This window comes from Enterococcus sp. C74, from assembly GCF_040887125.1.
Classification (GTDB): Bacteria; Bacillota; Bacilli; order Lactobacillales; family Enterococcaceae; genus Enterococcus_B; species Enterococcus_B hirae.
On record NZ_JBFOFA010000008.1, the window covers coordinates 105,343 to 126,849 of the forward strand.

The following is a 21,507-nucleotide window of genomic DNA, read 5'->3' on the forward strand; positions in this document are numbered from 1 at the left end:
TTTATTCTTCTTCTGCTTCAGGCAATTGATGGAATTTGATCAACTCATTCACAGCCACAGGTACGACTGATAAAAAGCCTACTAACAACCAATGGTTTAAGCTAACATGCACTAAGCCAAATAGTTCTTGGGTAAACGGTAATAGGGCAATGACCGTAGTGATGACCAATGAAAGTACCGCCATTTCCAATAACGATTTATTCGTTGCTAAGTTCACTTTGAAAATTGATTGACTGCTACGCACATTGAATACATGGAGGATTGACGAGTATGCTAACACTAAAAAGGCAACTGTCTGTCCAACTTCTTGTCCTGCATCGACCCAAGGGCTAATGGTATCGACATAGCTTCCCAAATAATAACCAAACAAAGTCACGATCGTAAATATAGTCGCATTGATCGCAATTTTTTGTAGTAATCCTCGAGCAAAAATCCCTTCATTCTTAGGAATCGGTGCTTCGTCCATGATCCCTTTTTCTGCTGGTTCACGCCCCAAAGCAAATCCAGGCAACCCATCAGCAACCACGTTGACAAACAACAATTGAACTGCTGTAAACGGTGCTCCCCAGCCCACTAGCATCGCAATCAACACAATAAAAATTTCTGAGACATTACAACTCAACAAAAAGTTGATCGCTTTACGAATGTTTTGATAGACGGAACGTCCTTGACTAACTGCATCGACGATCGTTGCAAAGTTGTCATCGGTCAAGATCATATCTGATGCACTCTGTGCCACGTCAGTTCCAGTGATTCCCATTGCACACCCTACGTCACTTGCCTTCAAGGCGGGAGCATCGTTGACGCCATCTCCAGTCATAGCAACCACTGCACCAGTTCGTTGCCATGATTTAACGATCCGGATCTTGTCTTCCGGCGTAACACGAGCATAGACAGAAAGGTCTTTGACACGTTCGTCTAATTCATCATCAGATAGTGCTTGTAGTTCTGAGCCCGACAGTGCTTCGGCTGGATTCGATAAAATCCCTAATTCTTTGGCAATTGCGCTAGCCGTTACCACATGGTCTCCGGTGATCATCACTGTTTTGATTCCTGCTTTTTTCGCTCGTTTGATTGCTCCTTTACTTTCAGGACGAGGCGGATCAATCATGCCGATCAAACCAATCAAACGTAAATCTTTTTCTAATGCTTCTGACGTGATTTCTTGCGGTTCTTCTTCATAGATAGCATAACCTACCGCAATGACCCTTAAAGCTTTTTTCCCAAAACTGTCATTGACGATCGTGGCCTGTTCAATGTCTCCTGAAGTAAAACGCGAAGCTAGGACGTCAAAAGCGCCTTTCGTAATTGAAATATATTTTTCACCCATTTGATGAACCGTTGTCATCATCTTACGGTCTGAATCAAAGGGTAGTTCTGCCACTCTCGGGTACTTTTCTTCTAATTCCTCTTTTGTGTGATAATTTTCTTCAACCGCTCGTACGATCGCGGCTTCTGTAGGGTTTCCTTTGACAATCAATTCATCATTTTCTTTTTCGACCGTCACATCGGTACAAAGAGCAGCCATCTTCAAGATTTCCATCGCACTGTTGGTCATTGAGTCCTCTACATCAGTCACTTCATCTTCTTTGCTCCAAACTCGGCGGACACGCATTTTATTTTGTGTCAGCGTTCCCGTTTTATCTGAACAAATCACATTGGCTGTTCCTAAAGTCTCAACTGCGGGGAGCTGACGAATAATGGCATGTTTCTTCGCCATTTTTTGGACACCATATGCTAAAGTCAATGTAACGATAACTGTCAATGTTTCTGGCACCGCAGCGACGGCTAAAGAAATGGATGTCATAAACATTTCCAGTAAGGGTTCTCCTTGGAGTTCACCAATAATAAACACTAACGCTGCAGCAGCTAATGCGATAAAACTGATGCGTTTGCCTAGTTGATTCAATCGAATTTGTAATGGTGTTTTTTGAGCAGTGTTGTCATTTAAAAGTCCAGCAATCTTACCCATTTCGGTTTTCATCCCGATAGCGGTCACAATCGCTTTCCCACGACCAGCTGCGACTGTACACCCTTTAAACACCATATTGATTTGATCACCTAAGGCATCATCTTCTTGACTCACATAATCTGCATCTTTTTCGACCGCTTCACTTTCACCAGTCAGTGCCGATTCCTCTACTCTTAATTGAGAGGTTTCAACTAATCGAGCATCCGCCGCAATGGCTGAGCCAGATTCCAAGACCAGAATATCTCCCACAACTAGGTGTTCAGCATCCACTTTTTCAACTTTGCCATCTCGGATGACTGTGGCAGTTTGCTTGTTCATATCCTGAAGAGATTCCAACGCTTTTTCGGCATTTCCTTCTTGTACGATAGCTAATACTGAATTAATGATTACGATCGCAATGATCAACAGTCCTTCAAATAAATCCCCATGTTCGGTGGCAAAGGCAGTATAAAAAGAAATGACTGCTGCTACAAGTAAAATAATCGTAGTAAAATCAGATAAACTTCGTAAAAACTTTTTTGCCAATGACTCTTTAGGCGCTTCCTCAAATTTGTTTTTCCCTTGTTCTTGACTTCTTTTTTCTGCTTCTTGGGTCGTTAACCCCTGTTCAATTGTTGTTTTTGTTTCACTCTCCACTTCTTTCACTGTTTTCTTAAAATCATCCATCCTATTCCTCCTTTATTTTAAGCACACAAAAAAGGTACTTATTTTACTATACCATTGTTAAATTGCCTTATTCAACTATACCGCTTGTTGCTTCTCTAAAATAAGCATATCTCGTGAGCTTCTTTTTTGCAACCGCTAACAAAGTGTGCTATATTATAAGTGTAAGGAAGGAGGATACCATCAAATAAACAAAAGAATTTCTCGATAGATTAGTATAAGCAAACAAAGTTGTTAAAAGGTACAGGTTTCACCAATGAGGTCATGTGAAGTATAATCTTTTACAAATAGTGAATGCGTATGAGGCGTTAGATCATGCAGTATCTAAACCAGAAGTAACATGATACGTAAAAAAGAAGAACATGAATATCTGAAAACTGAATAGAATCAAGAGATGTTTCAACTGTTGAAGATGTAACAAAAACAAGATTTTTTGTTTATCAAGAAGAAATTCAACACGGTACTTTGCATGGGTCATGGAAAGTTACACTTATTTTGTTTATTTGATTCCTTCCGCATACGAAGAGCTGGGCTTATCGAGAGCCCAGCTTTTTTTGTCGCCTGAGTTTATTTATCTTCTGCAAGAAACGAATCCATGTCTCCTACACTTTTTAATTCCAACTAAAACAAAGAATAGAAAAAAATCAGTCAAAGAACCCATTTTTCTAGTTGAGGATTCTTTGACTGATAATTTATAATGGGCAATTACTGCCATTTTGTTTAATCGTATTGAAACAGCTTTTTTATCTTTATTTGACAAACATTGCATCGCCGAAACTAAAGAAGCGATAACGTTCATCAATAGCATGTTGGTAAGCTGCTAATGTTAATTCTCGTCCAGCAAAGGCACTCACTAACATGACTAACGTTGATTTTGGTAAATGGAAGTTTGTTGAAAAGGCCTCTACTACTTTAAATTGATAACCTGGTGTGATGAAAATATCTGTCCAACCACTATCTGCTTTGATTTCACCATCAAATTTAGTTCCAATCGTTTCAAGTGTACGGATCGAAGTCGTTCCTACGGCGATGATCTTGCCCCCATTTTGACGGACTTTATTTAAGCGACTTGCTGCTTCTTCTGTTAGACGATAAAATTCACTGTGCATGTGGTGTTCTTCAATCTTGTCCACACTGACCGGCCGGAATGTTCCTAACCCTACGTGAAGTGTCAAATAGACGAGTTCTACCCCTTTTGCTTCGATTTCTGCTAACAATTCTTTGGTAAAATGTAATCCAGCTGTAGGAGCTGCTGCCGACCCGTTTTCTTTTGCATAAACAGTTTGGTAACGATCTGGATCCTCTAAACGTTCTTTGATATAAGGCGGTAAAGGCATTTCGCCCAATGATTCCAATGTTTCAAGAAAAATACCTTCGTATTCAAATTCAATGATTCTTCCGCCATGTTCTAATTCTTCTTTGACAACTGCTTGTAAACGACCATCACCAAAGGTAATCCGCGTGCCTACTTTTGCTCGTTTTGCCGGTTTGATCAACGTTTCCCAAGTATCTCCTTCTGTATTTGTCAAAAGTAATACTTCGAGGTGTGCACCTGTTTCAATTTTTTCACCATATAAACGAGCTGGCAACACACGTGTATTATTCATCACTAGCGCATCTCCTGGATGCAATTCTTCTAAGATGTCATGGAAATGTTTATCCGACATTTCCCCAGTTGTACGATCTAAAACTAGTAACCGAGAATGGTCACGGTCTTTTAGTGGTGTTTGAGCGATCAACTCTTCTGGTAAATCAAAGTCAAAATCTTCTGTTGTTAACATATCGTCACTCACTTTCTATCTTCTGCCTTGTCATTCTAACATTTTTACTGTTACCTTGGCAAAACCCGCACTCGAAAAAAGAAGAAAGAGAAACGAACGAACAAACCGATTTCTTGCAAGTGATCGTTTTATTTTTTTATAGATTTGATTGCCTCATTGATATGATTGAGTTCAAAACGTTCAATTGTGCCTCCAAACTCCACAGTGATTAAGTCATTCAATTTCTTTGCATCCATTTCTTTGACAATCGCTAAGACCCCTTCTTGTCCTTCTGGGATACAGTTAGCAATATAATGAAAAACATTTTCAGATTTTTTCTCTGCATGATGCGCTTGCCCAAAACCAATGACATCGCCAATTGCCCAGCCAAAGATCGCCCCTAATGGACCACCGATAAAGCCAATGATAATACCTAAAATACTATCACGCCACTCATTCTTTTCGCCTGAAAGATTCTCAAAATCCATCACTGTAAATCCTCTTTCGTCAAACGCGCGTTGAGCTAACATCACTTGTTGAACCTCAACATCTGGTTTTAGATCATTTCTTTTAAGTTTATTGAACACTTCTAAGCAGTGAACATCTTCCGCCATGTTGATCACTATTAGTGTATTTTCCGGCTCTACTTCGATGTTTGGATCTAGAGCTAGATCTTCCATTTCATAAAAAGAAGAATAATCATTTAGATCACCTGAAGCAATTTTAGCCATCAACATTTCTGACTTATTGAGTTGATCGTCAGATACTTTTTGAAAGTTGCCCATTTGATCCTTGATTTCTTTATATTGATCTTCCGTCAATACCTTCCCATTTTCAGTATTTCTATAATATTGTGCCATTGTCTTTTCAGCTCCTTCAAATAAATTGGATAAACATGTTCTACTAAAAAAATACATCAATTAAGTGACACTTTTTTATTTATTTTTTTTGTAATTAGAAAATAAATAAATAAATAAATAAAAAATGCCTGAGTTTCTCACTCAAGCATTTTTTGGTCTTTAACATTTATTTCTTCAAATGATAACTATACGTACTTATCACGATATTTTCTCGCCAAGATAAACGAAGTCTTAATCGTAAACTTGTTTGATTGTGTAAGATATTTTGCCAACGACGGTTTGGTACAAACTGTGGAATCAATACTGTCGTCGTATAGTTTTGTTTTGCGGCATTTTTACTTACCAGATCAACGTAGCGGATAATTGGATTTTCAATAGAACGATAAGAAGAATGAACAACTGAAAAACGGACATCAGGAAAATGTTTCTTAAAGTCTGCTTCAATTTCTTTTTCTTTTGCTATATCTTCATCCAATGACACGTGCATGGCCACCACATAATCCCCGATCGAACGAGCATAATTGATCGCACCGATGTTAACACGTGTGACATTTCCTACTAAAACCAGCACGGTATTTCCATCATAGTCATGTAACTTGGCGTCCGTTTCAAGTCGCAGCTGTTCTGCTACCTTTTTGTAGTGATCATGAATGCGATAGAAAATATACATCACAATTGGCATGATGATAAAGAATGGCCAAATATCACCTAAGCGGTAAACGAACAAAATCGCAATGATCGCATAAGAGATAAACGCACCTGTGATATTTGCAATAGATTTTCCTAACCAGTTCTTTCCTTCTTTTTTCCATTTAACGACCATTCCTGTTTGCGATAGCGCAAAAGGAATAAATACACCGATCGAGTATAACGGAATCAAACGTTCCGTTGAACCATGGAAAATAAATAAGAGAATGATCGAACCAAAAGCTAATGTCATGATCCCATTTGAGTACCCTAAACGATCTCCACGATCTTGATACATATGTGGCATGAACTTATCTTTTGCCAAATTGTATGCTAATACTGGGAATGCAGAGAATCCAGTATTGGCAGCAACCGCCAAGATCAAAGCGGTAGCAAATTGTAATACATAATACAATACGCCATGGCCAAAGACAGCTTTCCCAATTTGAGACAATACAGTAACTTCTTTTTCAGGTACGATCCCATACCAATAGTTGATGAACGTGATACCGACAAAGAAGAAGCCTAAGATCAAAGCCATCATTGTTAAAGTTGCTGCTGCATTTTTTGCTCGAGGTTTCTTGAAAAATGGTACGGCATTACTAATTGCTTCAACCCCTGTTAAAGAAGAAGAACCAGAAGAGAATGCTCGCAAAATCAATGCGATCGACACCCCTGGGATTGCAGCTCCAGGTAAGGCTGTTGCATGTAATGGTACGGCACCAGTAATGATATTAAACAGTCCGACCGCAATTAGCAACGTAATCACAATGATGAACGTGTAAACAGGGAATAGCAAGAAAGAAGCCGATTCCCTTAACCCGCGTAAATTCAGCATCATCAAGAGCAATACGATCGCAACTGAGATTGCTACTTGGTGACCATACAATGCGGGGATTGCCGAGGTAATCGCTTCGGCACCAGCTGACACGGAAACAGCTACCGTCAACATATAGTCGATCAACAAGGAACCTCCAGCGATCAACCCGGCATTTTTCCCAAGGTTTTCACTGCTGACGACGTAAGCTCCTCCGCCTTGAGGATACGCGTGAATGATTTGACGGTAAGAGAGAGTTAATGAAATCAATAGAATAATAACAAATGCTGCAATTGGCAGTGAATACCAAATGGCTGCAGTTGACAAGGCAACTAAAACAACCACAATCTGCTCTGTACCGTAAGCAATGGATGATAGGGCATCCGATGACAGCAATGCTAACGCGGCAAAACGAGTTAATTTATGCTCGTCGTTTTCAGCAGATTTCAACGGCTTACCTACTAACAACCTTTTTAAGTAGTCCAATTTTTTTACTCCTTTACACACATATTTACTTCAAAATTATTATTGTCAAAATTAAAAAAATTTATCTTAAACAAGATGTTATAGTACGCTCCCATAATATAAAAGTCAATAAACTTTCATAAAATTAATTGAAAAAAATTAGAAAAAAAACAGTATTTTTTTCAATCGTACGTTAAATTAGCAAATGCCTTACATTTCAGCGACTTTTTTCCTTTTCTGTCAAAAAATGTAACATCTCACTCATCGAGATTTTTCTTTCCTATTCAATAAAAACTTTTACTTTTCGTAGAACTTGAACAACCAGCACTTTCCAAAAAATAAGTAAACGGACTGTGATTTTTTCTAGCAATCATCAATCATTGTGGAATCAGCCATAACAAACTTTACTTTTCTATTTTCAATTTTTTCAATTAAACTCGTTGTTTCTACAAAAAGAAAAAAATAGCTCCTCTGATCACCTAAGCTCTGTTAATAAAATAAAGGCCTTGTCAGACGAAAATACATGACTATTTCTGTCTAACAAGGTCTTCTTTTTTCAAACTGGTTATTGCTTTAACTACTAGTGGAAAATATGACTCTGATGTGCTGCTTCTTTGAATTTGACCATTTTTTCTTGGACATAAGGCGCAACAGCCGTTCCAATAACACCAAAGCTAACGAATAGACCAATCATGATCCAAATCGCATTTGCAGCATTTGGCCAATAGATTCCTCCTGCTGATTCTCGTAATAGATTAACCGCATGAGTGAATGGCAAGAATGGATTGATCATTTGGAAGAACTTCCCTGATACTTGGATAGGATAGTTCCCACCTCCACCAGAAATCGATAGCACGAGGATAATGATCGCAAGTCCCTTCCCAACGTTATCAAAGAGCGCCGCTAAAACATACACGATCATCATAAAGGCTAGCGAGATCAAAACGGCAAAGGACACGCTATAAACTGGATTATGGACATCCACGCCTAATAAAAAGATATTTCCTAAAGTAACGATCAAACTTTGTGCGACAGCCATCGTTAAGAACGTGAGCATTCGTGCAACAAATTGTTCTCGTTTTGTAAAATTGTTTCTTTCTTTTTTACCTAGATAGTAATCGGTTGTCGCTACACTTGATAGCAAGACAGCTCCCACCCACAAACAAAGTGCTGTATAAAATGGCGTACTTGCCGAGCCGTTGTTTGCAATTGGATACATCGTATTGGTTTTTAATTCTACTGGTTGCGTAAAGAAGTCACTCTCTTTCGTGGCATCTAGTTTCAATAATTTGATCACTTCTCCTAGATCAACTTCTTTTTCTCCTTTACGAATAGCATCTGCTGCTTTTTGGATACCTGTCTTGATGTTTGGCCAATCATTATTGATCAAATCAGCTGCTGCATTTACTGCCGTTTCAACTTGTGGCATTTTTTCATTCGCTGTTGTCATCGTACTTGTGATTTCATTTTTGATCGTTGGCCAGTCATTTTGGATAAAGTTAGCAGCTGTACTCAATTTGTTGGCTAACACTGGCAAATCATTATTATACAGATCGGCTCCTTTATTGATCCCATTGACGATCGTTTCCATATTACCATTCAACATGGTGTTTGCATCATGGATCTCTTGTCCGATCGCTGGCATTTCTTTTTGGTACTTCTCTAATATCGCCACTGCATTGGTCACTGTTGCTTTTGTTGAATTTAACAGCGAATCAAAATCGATTTGGTCAGCCTTGCTTAACGCACCTTGAGCTGTTTCAATCGTACTGATGACTTGATTTAATAGTGAATCAACGGTTGAACTGACTTGGTTCACATCGATTCCAGAAATCAAGTTATTGACATTTTTAGCAGCAGTTTGAATTTGCCCTAAGATATTTCTTACGTTATCGATATTTCCTTCTTGAATGGCTTGTTTCAACGCTGGTAGGCGATTTTGTAAGCCGCTTAAAACTGGTTTGATACTATTCAATGTATTAATTATTTTTTGAAGTTTGGTATTTCCCGTTTGATTCTGTAACTGTGTCAAAAAGGTAATCAACTGATCAATCGCTTGTTGCTGTGCTGGTAAACTATTGTAGAGATTATCCAATAATTTGAGTAAGTTTCCCTTCTCTTCTTCCGTCAATTGATTATCTGCAATTGCCTGATCGACACTCGCTGTGAATGAATCAATAGACGTTGCTACCTGACTAATCGATTGTATCGTTGTATTCACACTTGTTGTGATACCTGGTAATGCGTCTTTTAATTGCTCTGCACCTGATTTTGTTTGAGTAGCTAGGTCGTTTGCTTGTGTTTCTAATTTCTTCACGTCAGGTAAGATTTCTTGGACTTGTTGAATGATCGACAACCCTTGTTTCGCTTCAGTGATTCCTTGATCCATCGTTTCTTGGATCGATGAAAAATCCTGATCGATCTCAGCAATTTGTCGACCTGCATTTTGGATTTCCGGTATTTTTTGTTGTAAATCTAAAATGATTTTCGCTTGCTCTTGGAGCTGTGGCATTTTATCATTCAGTGCAACCACTTTTTGTCCCATTTCATCGACTTGTGGGAGATAGTTCACAAATTCATTGGCTTTGTTTAACTTTTCTTTAATAGAAGGTAGTTGTTTTTGTAAATCGAGTACTTGTTGCGTATAACCGTCGATCGTATCAAGGTTCTCATCCGTTGAAAGTATCATTGATTTGACCTTATTGATACTTACTAGATTCGAATCAATGTCATAACCGATCTCGTTAAAGACCTTCAATAACGTTGAACTAGCTGTCTTGATAAATTCATCTGTAATCTGGGTTTGGATCGCAGAAGCTCCTTTATCGGTGATCTTAGGAGCGATCGCATTGATTTTCTCATTCACCGTGTATTCGATTTTTGGCTTTCTGATCTCTCCACTCGTAAAACTTAACAAGTCTTCTGAGAAATCCTTCGGTAAGTAGATTCCTGCATAATATTTCCCAGAACGAACCCCTTGTTCCAGTTCTGCTTTTGAGTCAACGAATTGCCATCCGAGTTGTTTATTGTCATGAAGTGATTTGATCACTTCTTTCCCAATTGCGACTTCTTTCCCTCGAAATTCTGCCGGTTGATCTGCACTATAAACCGCGATAGGCAATTCACCGGTATTTCCGTAAGGATCCCATAACGCTTTGATGTTGAACCACGCATATAATGAAGGGATAATCATAATTGCAATGATCAAAAGTGTAGCAATTGGATTTTTAAAAATTCTTTTCCAGTCAAGTAGATATAATTTTAATGTGTTTTTGATTGACCGCATAAATATCCCCTTCTTCTTTTTTCAGCTGCATTACTTTACCATGTAAATCATGTAATTTTCAATTCCCTTTTTTCAAAAAGCTCGATAATTTAGACATAATAGTCAAACTGTCCGATTGTCTGACCATAGAATTGAAGAAATAGTTAAATTTTACATGTACCACTTTACCATTAAATAAAGCAGAAAGAAATTTTCATGCTAAAAATCAGAAGAAGAAAACGCATCCAGAAAAAGTTTGCTCCTTTTACCAACCCAGCTCTAATCATAAGTTAATACGATTTTACCTGCAGAGGGGTGTCCTTCAAGTTGATGGTGCGCCCAGATTAAATGATCAAGAGTTGCAGCTAATTCTTCTGCTACAAAAATTTGGTAATTTCCTGTTTTATACGCGGCAATTAAATGAGTCAAAGCTTCTTGATTTGAGTATTCTTTTCTAGGAACAAAAGTCTCATAAAACCCATTTTTTTTCTGACGAGATGCAAGGGAAGGCAATTCGTTCAACGCAACATAATGACCTTCTTCTTTCATAATTTTGATAGCCATGTCTCCCGCGATGCTTCCTTTCGTCGCATCGATCACAATATCTGCTTGATTACTGAATACTTCTCCAGGATTTTCTTGATCATAAGAAGAAAAATGAGTAACGCCTAAACTTCGGACTAATTCTTCATTTGTCTTTGATGCACTAGCTAACGTCCGAATCCCTTTTTGATGAAGTAATTGGATCAAACTAGTTCCTACGCCTCCTGAAGCTCCGGTCACCATTACCGTGTCAGTTGGTTGGATCGTTAGCAGATGATTAATCACATTGTAAGCAGTGATCCCCGTCGTTACCATTGCAGCCGCTTCTACCCAACTCATTTCATCTGGTATTTTAGCCACTTTACTTGCTGGTAAGACGATTTCTTCGCCGTAAGCACCTGACACAGGATGAACGACTACACGGTCCCCCACAGCAAATGAATCGACGTCACTTGCTACTTCCGTCACGATTCCAGCACCATCATTCCCTAATACGTAAGGGAATGTTAAGGTTCGGACTTCCTTCATCTTTCCTGAACGCAAAGCGACATCATAAGGATTGATACTAAACGCTTTCAATTCCACACGAAGATGATTGGGCGTGACCTCCCTTGGTGTGTCTACTATTTCTTGAAACACCTTTTCAGCTGGCCCATAACCACTAATAGCAAACCTACGCATCTCTACCCCCTCCTTTTCTTCTAGTTTACGTGTAACACCACTATTTGACAAAAAAACTGTTTTAATCGCATCGGTGGTCTTTCTCTTTCATAGAGAACAAGAGAAGGACTAAACATTTTTAGAAACAAAATAATTGTTTTATTTCTCACACTATGTTAAAGTATCTACACTAAACCGTAATTTTTACGATTTGAAAAATTAAAGAGATTATTGGAGGAAAATATGGCAAAAAAATCAAAAATTGCAAAAGCTAGAAAACAACAAGAAATGATTGCCCGCTATGCTGATTTACGACAAGAGTTAAAAGCGAATAAAGATTATGAAGCCTTACGTCAATTACCTTTAGATGCACGCCCTGAGCGTTTGAAAAACCGTGACTTGATCGATGGACGTCCTCGCGGATATATGCGAAAATTCGGCATGTCTCGTGTGAAATTTCGCGAACTAGCTCATCAAGGACTGATCCCTGGTGTCAAAAAAGCTAGTTGGTAATTATTAGTATTAGACAGACGAAAGATATTCTGGCAAAATAGCAGTCACTCTCTGAATAAGATAAACTAATCAAACACATATAAAAAAAGCCGTAAGGACTAAAGATAGGAAAACTATTTTTGGTCCTTACGGCTTTTTTATAAGTTGAACAATGCTGACTCAACTTTTTTCTTATCATTATCCAGCATTTTTTATTAAGAGTCAGAAACAACCGTATAGCGATTGACATCATTAACGCTCAGATCCAACGATTTCTCTTATAACCTTTGTTGATTGACATTCAAGATAATTAGCTTGTTCCTTTTATATGTAAAGGCATAATGTGCTTATTTAGCGACAGGGGTCAATGCTTCGATACCTACACTGATTTTAAGTGCATGATCGACTTCTGACATAATTCCTCGATCTAAATGACAAACTTTTTCTTTTAATCTTGATTTATCAATTGTTCTGATCTGTTCAAGTAAAATGACAGAGTCACGTTCGATTCCAGTACCAGTTGCTTTTATTCCAATATGCGTAGGCAATTTAGGTTTGGCCATTTTGGCAGTAATGGCCGCCACAATAATCGTTGGACTAAAATGATTCCCTAAATTATTTTGAATAACTAAGACAGGTCGTGTCCCGCCTTGTTCTGAACCCACGACTGGAGAAAGGTCAGCAAAATAAATGTCTCCTCTTTTTACCATAGGATTCTCCTTACTCTTCATATTCTCTAGGAATGCGCGTTCCTAGTACACAGGCTACCTCATAGTGGATCGTACCTAATTGATCCGCTACTGCTTGCATCGATATCTCTTTTTCCTGATTTTTACCAATCAAAGTAACCTTTGTTCCCAGTGGAACTTCCTGAGGTAAACGGATCATAATTTGATCCATACACACACGTCCGACAATTTCACATAAATTTCCATCCACTAGGACGGAAAAGCCTTGCATGTTTCGTAACCAGCCATCCGCATAGCCAATCGGGATCGTCCCGATCCACTCTGGTTGATCGGTAATATAGGTTTCCCCGTAGCCGATGCCTTCACCTTTAGCCAAACGTTTCACTTGGATCAACTCGGAAACTAACTCTAGTGCGGGTTCCAATGGATACGGTTCTGGCAGTGCATGCCCTGAAGGATTTAACCCATACATTGCTACACCAAAACGAATCATGTTACCAATTTTTTCATCATGCCATAAAGCAGTAGCACTATTACTTACATGAACATACTTAGGTAAAGCAGGCAATGCATCGATTGTCTCTATAAAACGTTGATGTTGCTGTTGCCAATACGTTTCATCCGCTTGATCAGCCGTTGAGAAATGGGTGAAAATCCCTTCCCATTCCAATACAGCACTTTCTTGAATAAATGAAACTGCCTCTACGACTTCTTCAGGTGTCAAAAAACCAATCCGTCCCATGCCGGTATCAACTTTCAAATGAAGTGCTAACGCATGTTTCAGCTTTCTTTCTTGCAGATATTCAACAGCCTGTTCTAACCATTCTTTGTTTCCTACAGTGATCGATAAATCATGGACAACCGCTAAAGTCAATGCGTCAATGGGAATCATATTCAACACTAAAATAGGTTCTGTGAATCCCGCTTCCCGCAATTCAATCCCTTCGTCTAGATTAGACACACAAAATCCAGTAGCACCTCCAGCCAGTGCAGCTTCTGCTGTCTGGACTGCTCCGTGCCCGTAACCATTTGCTTTGACTACAGCAAATAGCTCTTTTCCTTTTGGTAATCTAGCTAATTCTTTTTTGACATTTTCAGTAATAGCTTTTGTATGTATAATGACTCTTGTAGGTCGGTGCCAAGCGACAACCATGATTTTTCCTTCTTTCTAATCTTCTAAAATAATTTGTGCAAACGCTAATTCATCCGTATGCGTGATACTAACAAAACAAGTACCTGAATGAGGTGATTTTGTGACTACAGGTTGTCCTGCATCATTTTTTAAAATTTCAATTTCTTGAAACGTCACCTTACCAATACCAGTTCCCCACGCTTTTGAAAAAGCTTCTTTGCAAGCGTAACGCCCTCCGAGAAATTCTACTTGTCGGTGAAAAGGCAGGATTTGAAATTGCTCGATTTCATTTGGCGTCAACACTCGGTCGATAAAATTTTGTTTTTCTTTGATGATCTTTGCAATCCTTGGTAACTCAACTGCATCAATCCCAATTCCTTTAATCATAGACTCTACTCTTTTCAAAAATTTTAGAACACTCTCATTCTACCAAATTCTCGGTATTTTACCACCAATATGTCCATAAATAACTAAAAAGAAAGCTCCTCTTAAAAAAGAGAAGCTTATCATTTATTATTAATCGTTATTTGTACGGATCACAAATCCACGTTTTTTATCGTTTTGACGCTTACCGCCATCTTTTTGATGGTTATTATTTTTACTGTAGCCACCTTTTGATTTGTTGCCACGGTAGTTGTTATTATCGCGTCGATTACGGTTATTTCCGCCGCCACGTTTGCCATTTTTATTATAGCCTTTTTTCTGCATTGGCAATGGACGTTCTGGAGTGATTTTAACTGGTATTGCATCAGAAGGATCCTTCGCAGTCGTTTTTAGTAACAAAGCTACTAAATCTTGTGCAGAATACTCTTCAAGCAATTTATCTGCTGTTTGCAAATACTTGTCTAAGCCGTTTTCTTCAAGCTTAGCTTCAATTTGTTCCACTGCAGCACCTAGTTGTCCCTTGAATGCTTCTTTTTCAGTTGGCGGACGTAGAGTAGCCATCCGTTTTTTCGTTAAGTTCTCAATAACATGTAGGTAGCTCATTTCGTTTGGCGTAACGAATGTCACTGACATCCCGCCTTTACCCGCACGACCTGTACGTCCGATACGGTGAACATAACTTTCTGGATCTTGTGGAATGTCATAGTTGTAGACGTGAGTCACGCCTGAAATATCCAAACCACGTGCAGCTACATCCGTAGCAACTAAAATATCTAAATGACCATTTTTAAATGAACGTAAAACACTCATTCGTTTTTGTTGTGAAAGGTCCCCATGGATTCCTTCTGCACGATAACCGCGAGCTTCTAATCCACGTGCCAATTCATCAACACGTCGTTTTGTACGACCAAAAACAATCGTAAGTTCTGGTGTTTGGACATCGAACAAACGTGTCATGATATCGAATTTTTCGTATTCTTTTGCTCGAACATAATATTGATCGATTAAGTCAGCTGTCATTTCTTTCGCTTTGATCTTCACGTGTGTTGGTGATTTCATGAATTTCACGCCGATATTTTTGATTGCAGGTGGCATTGTTGCTGAGAATAATAATGTTTGGCGTTCTTCAGGTACTTTTGAAATAATACTTTCAATATCTTCCAAAAAGCCCATGTTCAACATTTCATCTGCTTCATCTAGAACTAATGTTTCCACTGTTCCTAATTTCAATGTGTGGCGGTTGATGTGATCCAGCATACGTCCAGGTGTTCCTACGACAATATGTGGACGATCTTTCAATCCACGGATTTGGCGACCGATATCAGCGCCTCCGTAAACAGCTTGTACACGTACTCTTTTATCACGACCAAGACGATAAAGCTCTTCTTGTGTTTGGATCGCTAATTCACGTGTCGGTGCAATGACTAACCCTTGCAATTCGTGGCGATTAGTGTCGATTTTTTCTAACATCGGCAAACCAAAAGCAGCCGTCTTACCAGTCCCTGTTTGTGCTTGTCCAATCACATCTTTTCCAGACAATGCTAAAGGGATTGTTTCTGACTGGATCGGTGTTGCTTCTTCAAAACCAGCACGCTCTACTGATTTCAATAATTCTGGTGATAATTCTAATTCTTTAAATTTCAAATGAATCCTCCTATATGGTTGTTAACTGAGGATGTAGCTTAATTTTTGCTACCCCGTCGATTGTTCGGTCAAAGTGTTTGGTTCTTTTTGACAGTGGCCACGTACGTTTTTACTCATTCTTAGCCCCTGTGGCACCACCGAAAAATCACTTTGCGAAGTTTAGGCATTAGAAAAGCCAAACGGGTCGCGTTCAGCTTTATCATTGTTATGACATCTGGCTCTAGCAATTTACATAAACGAAAGAACCAGTCCAATTTCTCTTCATCTTTCGGCAATAGGTTATTCTAGCATAATTTCTTATTTTCTGCAAGTTTGCAGTTTATTATTTCATTCCTTGCAATTGTTTAACGACATCAATCAATCCCATTCCATTGCTTCCTTTTAAAACGATGCTATCTTCCGGACGTATTTCTTCTTTCACTGTTGCAATGAGTTGTTCTTTATCTGTTTCAAAATATTGTACGTATAAATCTGGATACTTTTCGTTCAACTTTTCATATAATGCTTTCATTTGGGGCCCATATAAATAGACTCCCGCAAAATCAGCTGGATCAAGATGTTCAGCCATACTTGCGTGCATCTTCAAAGCATCTGGTCCTAATTCCAGCATGTCCGCAAGTACAGCAAGTCTTCTCCCTTTTGTTGGTAAGTTGGCAAAAGTATCTAAGACCAATCCCATTGCTGTAGGATTCGCATTATAGACATCACTTAGAATCCCCGCACCATTTCCAGCACTTAGCCACTCCGTACGATTTTGCGTCACTGTGACACTTGCTAAACCTAGACGGATGGCTTCCGTTGGCAGACCAAAAAATTGCCCAACAGCATAAGCAATCAACGCATTGGTGACATTATAACTTCCAGGAAGAGGAATCATGAACGATTCATCATTGACGATAAAATGTGTGGCTGTTTTCTCTTCACTCGTTACCTCCGCCTGTAGCTGCCCTGTATTTAATCCAAACGTTTCAATTTTTTGAGTCAAACTTTCAGTCAAAGGTTTCAATAATGGTTCTTCTTCTGGGATAATCAACAGCCCATCTTCTCTCAAACCATCAACAATTTCCATTTTTGCTTGCGCGATTCCTGCTCGTGAGCCAAGGTTTTCAATATGTGCTTCACCAATCATCGTAATAGCCGCTACTTTAGGTCGGGCAATCAAAGAAAGCTCAGTGATCTCTCTGGCATGATCCATCCCCATTTCTAAAACGATTTTTTCGGTATCCATCGGCATGTGCAAAATCGTATAAGGCAAGCCAATATTATTGTTGTAATTTCCTTGTGTTTTATAGGTTTTGTACTTTTGAGCTAAAACTGAAGCAGTCAAATCTTTTGTCGTTGTTTTCCCATTACTTCCCGTAATTGCCACCACTTCAGCCCCAACTTTCGCTAGGTAGTACTTCGCCAGATCTTGCATTGCTTTTAGTGGATCATCCACAAGAATCACTCGAATCCCACTAGGTGCTTTGGACGCTTCCAGACTCCAAAAAGTAGCAACCGCTCCATTATCCATGGCTTGTTGAATAAATTCGTGTCCATCTCTTGCTCCTTTTAGCGGCACGAACAACCCACCTTTTTCAATCTTGCGACTATCGAACTCCACACCTGTGATTTCCGTTAAATCATTCATTACGCTTCCTACAGCTTGAGCGATTTCTTGTACTGTTAGTTTCATAAAAAACCCGCCTTTTCGCATTTAGAAGCCGGAACAAATGTGAATGACATTCGCTCCAGCTTCTATTTTTAATTGTCTATTCGTTTGCTTCAAAAAAACCTTGTCGTTGATTAAAACGATTGATTCCTAATTGAATCAATTCTTCGATCAAATCGCCATACTTCAAGCCCATGTTTTCCCACAATAATGGATACATGCTAAATTGCGTGAATCCAGGCATTGTATTTAACTCATTTAGGAATAGTTCATTTTTATTCGTCAAGAAGAAATCACAACGGCTCAAGCCACTCCCACCTAGCATTGTATACGCAATTTTTGCATATTCCTGCGCTTTTTGATAGACCTCTTCCGGTACTTCAGCTGGGATTTGCATTTCAATCTTATTGTTGATGTATTTCGCATCATAATCATAGAATGCAACATCTTTGACTACTTCACCAGGTAACGTGGTACGCACGTCTTCATTCCCTAAAACAGCTACTTCAATTTCACGTGCTTCGATCCCTTGCTCAACGATCGCACGAGAATCATATTGATAAGCTAATGCAAGCGCATTTTGCAGTTCTTCACGGTTCTCCGCTTTAGAGATCCCTACACTTGAACCCATATTTGCTGGTTTGACAAACATTGGGTAAAGCAAAGACCCTTCACATTGACCAAAGATTTTTTTAGGATTTTCTTTCCATTGATTTTTCAAAACAGGGACATAAGGAACTTGTGGCACCCCTGCCGCTTGCAAAATGTATTTGGTCATGATCTTATCCATTGCACAAGCACTTGTTAAAACGCCAGCGCCGACATATGGCAAGTTCAATGTTTCCAAAAATCCTTGAATCGTTCCATCTTCACCATTAGGTCCGTGTAAGACAGGGAAAACAATCGTTCCTTCTTCTTTGATTTCTCCAGGATTGATCACTCTTCCCGTAAAGCCATCTGTCACTTTTCCGCTTGGGTCCCATGTTAAATGTAAGTCTTCTTTGCTCGTTGGTTTCTCTGTTAACAAAGGGCCCTTCACCCATTGACCTTCTTTGCTGATAAATATCAGTTGAACTTGATAGTACGTATAATAAATAGCATTTAAGACTGAAAACGCTGAAAGAACTGAAACATCATGTTCTGCACTGCGTCCACCATATAGTAAAGTAATCTTCAAAAGATTGTCCTCCCGTATCCAATATCTTTCACTTTTACTTCATATTTTAGCACAAAATCAAAAGAATCAAACAGCTTATTTTTCAAAAAGTCGATAAACTTATTTGTTAAATCAAGAAAAAAGGCACGGCATCGCTGCCTGCGCCTCTTTTCCGATTGTTGTTTTTCATCTATTCCATCTTTCGTTCATCAGGGACAATCCCTTGATTTAACAACCATTTATGGAAGAACCATTCTCCTATGCCAATTAATAAAGCAGGAATCAAAACTTTCATCCAGATGTTCGTCATATCATTCATAAAATAAAGATATACCCACAAAATGACTGCGGAAGAACCGGCATCTGCGATCGTCGCCGCAATATTCCCCACCTTTCGCAGAATGAGTAAATCACCTAATACATAAATCATCACAACGATAATGACCCCAACAATTGTCGAATCCATGAAGCTAACTCCGTATAATCCTGTTAATACGATCCATAAAATCGCCCAAATCATGATTGCTTTTACAATTAATGCTTTTACATGTTTCATTTTCCACTCTCTCCCCTCAGATTAGAAAAAAATTAGATAATAAAATATCTTTAATTATTTTATCATTTTAAAGACAATACAAGCAAAGATATCGTACTAATTGAGGGGAAAACAAACCTATTGTCGCTACTCATTGTTTGAAGATAACTTGACTTGTTCAAGCGCTTGAATTAATGCCTGTCTAAAGTTTTGATGATCTTGAGTGGTAAAAGGTTTAGGTCCTCTAGTTCGAAGACCTGCTTTGCGCAACCTTCCACTTTGGTAACGTTGTTCTAACAAAGAGTCAATCGTTGTTGCACTAAATTCTTTACCCGTTTGATGAAACACTCGTACCCTCTTTGGTAAAACTAAAGAAGCTAACCCATAATCTTGTGTGATTAGAATATCTCCTTTGCGAATCAAGCCCACAATGCGGTAATCTGCGCTATCTGCGCCTTGATCAACGTACACAAATTGAACATACGCTGGATATTCTTTATGGGTGTAATGAGCCACGCTCGTCACGATCATGACTTCCACTTGATACAAACCAGCAATTTCAATTACATCTTCCTTAACCGGCGAACCATCTCCGTCAATCATTATTCGCATGATGCCGCACCTCTCGTTTCCATAATAGATAAACACCCAGCACACCAAGGAGTAACCAGCTGATGTTCCCCCACTTAGCGTATTCCATTAATTGCACACTGATCGTAGGAACTCTTAACTTGTCAGTCAACTGCAACAGCACTGCAACGGGTAGCTCTAGCCAACGGGTAAGAACTAATAATAGCCCCATCAAGAGAAATTGATGGACCACACTCCCTTTGTTTTGTGTCGTAAATTTAATGATGACTCGTTGATCCATGGGAATATCCGTATCAGTGTCATAACACACACGATTTAACCAACCGCTGATCACAGCATGACAAAAACTTAAGAAAAACAATCCAATCACAAACGCAGTCGGGATCAATAAAATCAATAAAGAGAGAGATAGCCCGATCAACTGGACGATCACTGGAGGATAGGGGAAACTACGTAAGATACGATTACCAATCAGCTTAGCGACGACCATTCCAGCTATATAAGGTAGATACATATAAGTGGCTAAATGATCAAATCCATACAAAACTCCTACATAAAATGTACTAAACAAAAAGAGAAAGTTCCCCACCATTCCACTCAAAAAATTCATGAGATTGAGCCAACTTGGAAACTGCCAATTTTTTTTGCCTCGCCCTAAATAAAAAGCGGCTAAAACAAATAAAAAGAGAAAAACATAAATTGTAAGATCAAACAGTTCTGGCTCAACGAGCAAGCGTGCATTTCGAAGCAAAAACAATAAGACAAAAAACACAATAAACAGCACAAATTCTTTCGTGACAAAAATCGTTGTTTTCATCTCTTTAAAATCCAATTCATACCTAGGATAATGGCTGATGGTGTGATAAGCCATGATATAAAACAATGTATACAGCCCTAACGTCACAACGATTTGGGTCGTACCTGACAACTCGATCGAGCGAAAAAGCAAAACCAATAATAGTAGCGCAAAGATATATTTTTTGCCTGTCATATTCGTAAAACCCTGTCGCTTTTCATGGTAATTAACAGTCACATTTGCTGGAAGTAGCCAAGCTGCACTAAATCCCAATAAAATACTAGACAAATAAAACAAGGGGAAATAGAGCACACCAAAGATCCCTAATAACGAACCCGCCCCTCCCATCAAAAGAGCAATCATCAGTAATGTATAACTATCTAGACCTAAACGAATACTGCGGATCAAAAACAATCCCGTCATACGGAAAGTATAAAATAAGGTAAACGGTAAAATCGAAGCCCAGTTAGCCCCATCGCTCAAATTCAGAAATAAAAGATAAGGAATAAATATAACCGTATTAGCTAAAATAAAAGGTGTTGATTGCGTAAAATTACGACCAAATTGTTTGATTTTCTCGAACATAAAAAAACTCCTTAGCGAGTAATTACAAAACTTATTTTTCATTCATTCTAGCATTAATCATAAGTAGAAACCAATTTTAGCCGATACTCTCAACTAAGAATTTCGACTTATAACGAGCGATAACCTATTGCGACACGTCTTCTTGTCAGTAATAGTAACA

General features: G+C 38.8%; 16 protein-coding genes. 1 reads left to right on the forward strand and 15 read right to left on the reverse strand.

Annotated elements, in window-relative coordinates; translation table 11 throughout:
* Position 1: 1 nt before the first annotated feature.
* The 6 genes from AB3H93_RS10950 to AB3H93_RS10975 all read right to left on the reverse strand — a co-directional run bounded on the left by AB3H93_RS10950 (position 2) and on the right by AB3H93_RS10975 (position 11,713).
* The gene (locus AB3H93_RS10950) at positions 2 to 2,638 is read right to left on the reverse strand and encodes a cation-translocating P-type ATPase (protein ID WP_161637976.1); all 2,637 of its coding nucleotides are present in this window, start codon (positions 2,636 to 2,638) and stop codon (positions 2 to 4) included.
* Between the two features lie 746 nt (positions 2,639 to 3,384).
* Positions 3,385 to 4,416: a tRNA preQ1(34) S-adenosylmethionine ribosyltransferase-isomerase QueA gene (queA, locus tag AB3H93_RS10955; RefSeq protein ID WP_368020570.1), complete on the reverse strand. Its 1,032-nt coding sequence runs from the start codon at positions 4,414 to 4,416 to the stop codon at positions 3,385 to 3,387.
* A gap of 128 nt (positions 4,417 to 4,544) precedes the next feature.
* On the reverse strand, positions 4,545 to 5,255 hold the full coding sequence (locus AB3H93_RS10960; RefSeq protein WP_228197238.1) for a hypothetical protein: 711 nt from the start codon (positions 5,253 to 5,255) through the stop codon (positions 4,545 to 4,547).
* Between the two features lie 166 nt (positions 5,256 to 5,421).
* Positions 5,422 to 7,245 carry an amino acid permease gene (locus tag AB3H93_RS10965; RefSeq protein ID WP_010720326.1) on the reverse strand — a complete coding sequence of 608 codons (1,824 nt, stop codon included), beginning with the start codon at positions 7,243 to 7,245 and terminating at the stop codon, positions 5,422 to 5,424.
* A 559-nt stretch (positions 7,246 to 7,804) separates the two neighbouring features.
* Positions 7,805 to 10,510: a YhgE/Pip family protein gene (locus AB3H93_RS10970; RefSeq protein WP_368020571.1), complete on the reverse strand. Its 2,706-nt coding sequence runs from the start codon at positions 10,508 to 10,510 to the stop codon at positions 7,805 to 7,807.
* A 258-nt stretch (positions 10,511 to 10,768) separates the two neighbouring features.
* Positions 10,769 to 11,713: an NADP-dependent oxidoreductase gene (locus tag AB3H93_RS10975; RefSeq protein WP_368020572.1), complete on the reverse strand. Its 945-nt coding sequence runs from the start codon at positions 11,711 to 11,713 to the stop codon at positions 10,769 to 10,771.
* Between the two features lie 222 nt (positions 11,714 to 11,935).
* On the opposite strand from AB3H93_RS10975, the gene rpsN reads away from it, so the two are divergent.
* A complete protein-coding gene (rpsN, locus tag AB3H93_RS10980) occupies positions 11,936 to 12,205 on the forward strand; it encodes a 30S ribosomal protein S14 (protein ID WP_010736862.1) in 270 nt (89 codons plus the stop codon).
* A 326-nt stretch (positions 12,206 to 12,531) separates the two neighbouring features.
* On the opposite strand, the gene AB3H93_RS10985 is transcribed toward rpsN, so the two are convergent.
* The 9 genes from AB3H93_RS10985 to AB3H93_RS11025 form a co-directional block, all read right to left on the reverse strand.
* Positions 12,532 to 12,894: a type II toxin-antitoxin system PemK/MazF family toxin gene (locus AB3H93_RS10985; protein WP_010720330.1), complete on the reverse strand. Its 363-nt coding sequence runs from the start codon at positions 12,892 to 12,894 to the stop codon at positions 12,532 to 12,534.
* A 10-nt stretch (positions 12,895 to 12,904) separates the two neighbouring features.
* Positions 12,905 to 14,026: an alanine racemase gene (gene alr, locus AB3H93_RS10990; protein ID WP_368020573.1), complete on the reverse strand. Its 1,122-nt coding sequence runs from the start codon at positions 14,024 to 14,026 to the stop codon at positions 12,905 to 12,907.
* 15 nt (positions 14,027 to 14,041) lie between these two features.
* Positions 14,042 to 14,392 carry a holo-ACP synthase gene (gene acpS, locus AB3H93_RS10995; RefSeq protein WP_010720332.1) on the reverse strand — a complete coding sequence of 117 codons (351 nt, stop codon included), beginning with the start codon at positions 14,390 to 14,392 and terminating at the stop codon, positions 14,042 to 14,044.
* A gap of 129 nt (positions 14,393 to 14,521) precedes the next feature.
* Complete coding sequence (locus AB3H93_RS11000; protein ID WP_010720333.1) at positions 14,522 to 16,033, reverse strand: DEAD/DEAH box helicase; 1,512 nt, start codon at positions 16,031 to 16,033, stop codon at positions 14,522 to 14,524.
* Between the two features lie 322 nt (positions 16,034 to 16,355).
* Positions 16,356 to 17,708 (reverse strand): UDP-N-acetylmuramoyl-tripeptide--D-alanyl-D-alanine ligase, encoded by a 1,353-nt coding sequence (gene murF / locus AB3H93_RS11005; protein WP_094940635.1) that lies wholly within the window; start codon positions 17,706 to 17,708, stop codon positions 16,356 to 16,358.
* A 76-nt stretch (positions 17,709 to 17,784) separates the two neighbouring features.
* Complete coding sequence (locus AB3H93_RS11010) at positions 17,785 to 18,861, reverse strand: D-alanine--D-alanine ligase (protein ID WP_368020574.1); 1,077 nt, start codon at positions 18,859 to 18,861, stop codon at positions 17,785 to 17,787.
* 169 nt (positions 18,862 to 19,030) lie between these two features.
* Positions 19,031 to 19,396, reverse strand: coding sequence for a DUF2512 family protein (locus AB3H93_RS11015; protein WP_034698720.1), 366 nt, complete (start codon positions 19,394 to 19,396; stop codon positions 19,031 to 19,033).
* A 126-nt stretch (positions 19,397 to 19,522) separates the two neighbouring features.
* Positions 19,523 to 19,987: a YaiI/YqxD family protein gene (locus AB3H93_RS11020; protein WP_368020575.1), complete on the reverse strand. Its 465-nt coding sequence runs from the start codon at positions 19,985 to 19,987 to the stop codon at positions 19,523 to 19,525.
* A complete protein-coding gene (locus AB3H93_RS11025; protein WP_034698717.1) occupies positions 19,971 to 21,347 on the reverse strand; it encodes a hypothetical protein in 1,377 nt (458 codons plus the stop codon). Before AB3H93_RS11025 ends, AB3H93_RS11020 begins: the two co-directional genes overlap by 17 nt.
* Positions 21,348 to 21,507 lie beyond the last annotated feature (160 nt).

What these genes read in the sequence shown, in the direction of transcription:
- AB3H93_RS11020 (WP_368020575.1), bottom strand. Translation starts at nt 19,987, where the DNA reads ATGCGAATAATGATTGACGGAGATGGTTCGCCGGTTAAGGAAGATGTA.
- AB3H93_RS10960 (WP_228197238.1), bottom strand. Translation starts at nt 5,255, where the DNA reads ATGGCACAATATTATAGAAATACTGAAAATGGGAAGGTATTGACGGAA.
- rpsN (WP_010736862.1), top strand. Translation starts at nt 11,936, where the DNA reads ATGGCAAAAAAATCAAAAATTGCAAAAGCTAGAAAACAACAAGAAATG.
- AB3H93_RS11015 (WP_034698720.1), bottom strand. Translation starts at nt 19,396, where the DNA reads ATGAAACATGTAAAAGCATTAATTGTAAAAGCAATCATGATTTGGGCG.
- AB3H93_RS10970 (WP_368020571.1), bottom strand. Translation starts at nt 10,510, where the DNA reads ATGCGGTCAATCAAAAACACATTAAAATTATATCTACTTGACTGGAAA.
- queA (WP_368020570.1), bottom strand. Translation starts at nt 4,416, where the DNA reads ATGTTAACAACAGAAGATTTTGACTTTGATTTACCAGAAGAGTTGATC.
- AB3H93_RS10950 (WP_161637976.1), bottom strand. Translation starts at nt 2,638, where the DNA reads ATGGATGATTTTAAGAAAACAGTGAAAGAAGTGGAGAGTGAAACAAAA.
- AB3H93_RS10975 (WP_368020572.1), bottom strand. Translation starts at nt 11,713, where the DNA reads ATGCGTAGGTTTGCTATTAGTGGTTATGGGCCAGCTGAAAAGGTGTTT.
- AB3H93_RS10985 (WP_010720330.1), bottom strand. Translation starts at nt 12,894, where the DNA reads ATGGTAAAAAGAGGAGACATTTATTTTGCTGACCTTTCTCCAGTCGTG.
- murF (WP_094940635.1), bottom strand. Translation starts at nt 17,708, where the DNA reads ATGAAACTAACAGTACAAGAAATCGCTCAAGCTGTAGGAAGCGTAATG.
- alr (WP_368020573.1), bottom strand. Translation starts at nt 14,026, where the DNA reads ATGGTTGTCGCTTGGCACCGACCTACAAGAGTCATTATACATACAAAA.
- acpS (WP_010720332.1), bottom strand. Translation starts at nt 14,392, where the DNA reads ATGATTAAAGGAATTGGGATTGATGCAGTTGAGTTACCAAGGATTGCA.
- AB3H93_RS11025 (WP_034698717.1), bottom strand. Translation starts at nt 21,347, where the DNA reads ATGTTCGAGAAAATCAAACAATTTGGTCGTAATTTTACGCAATCAACA.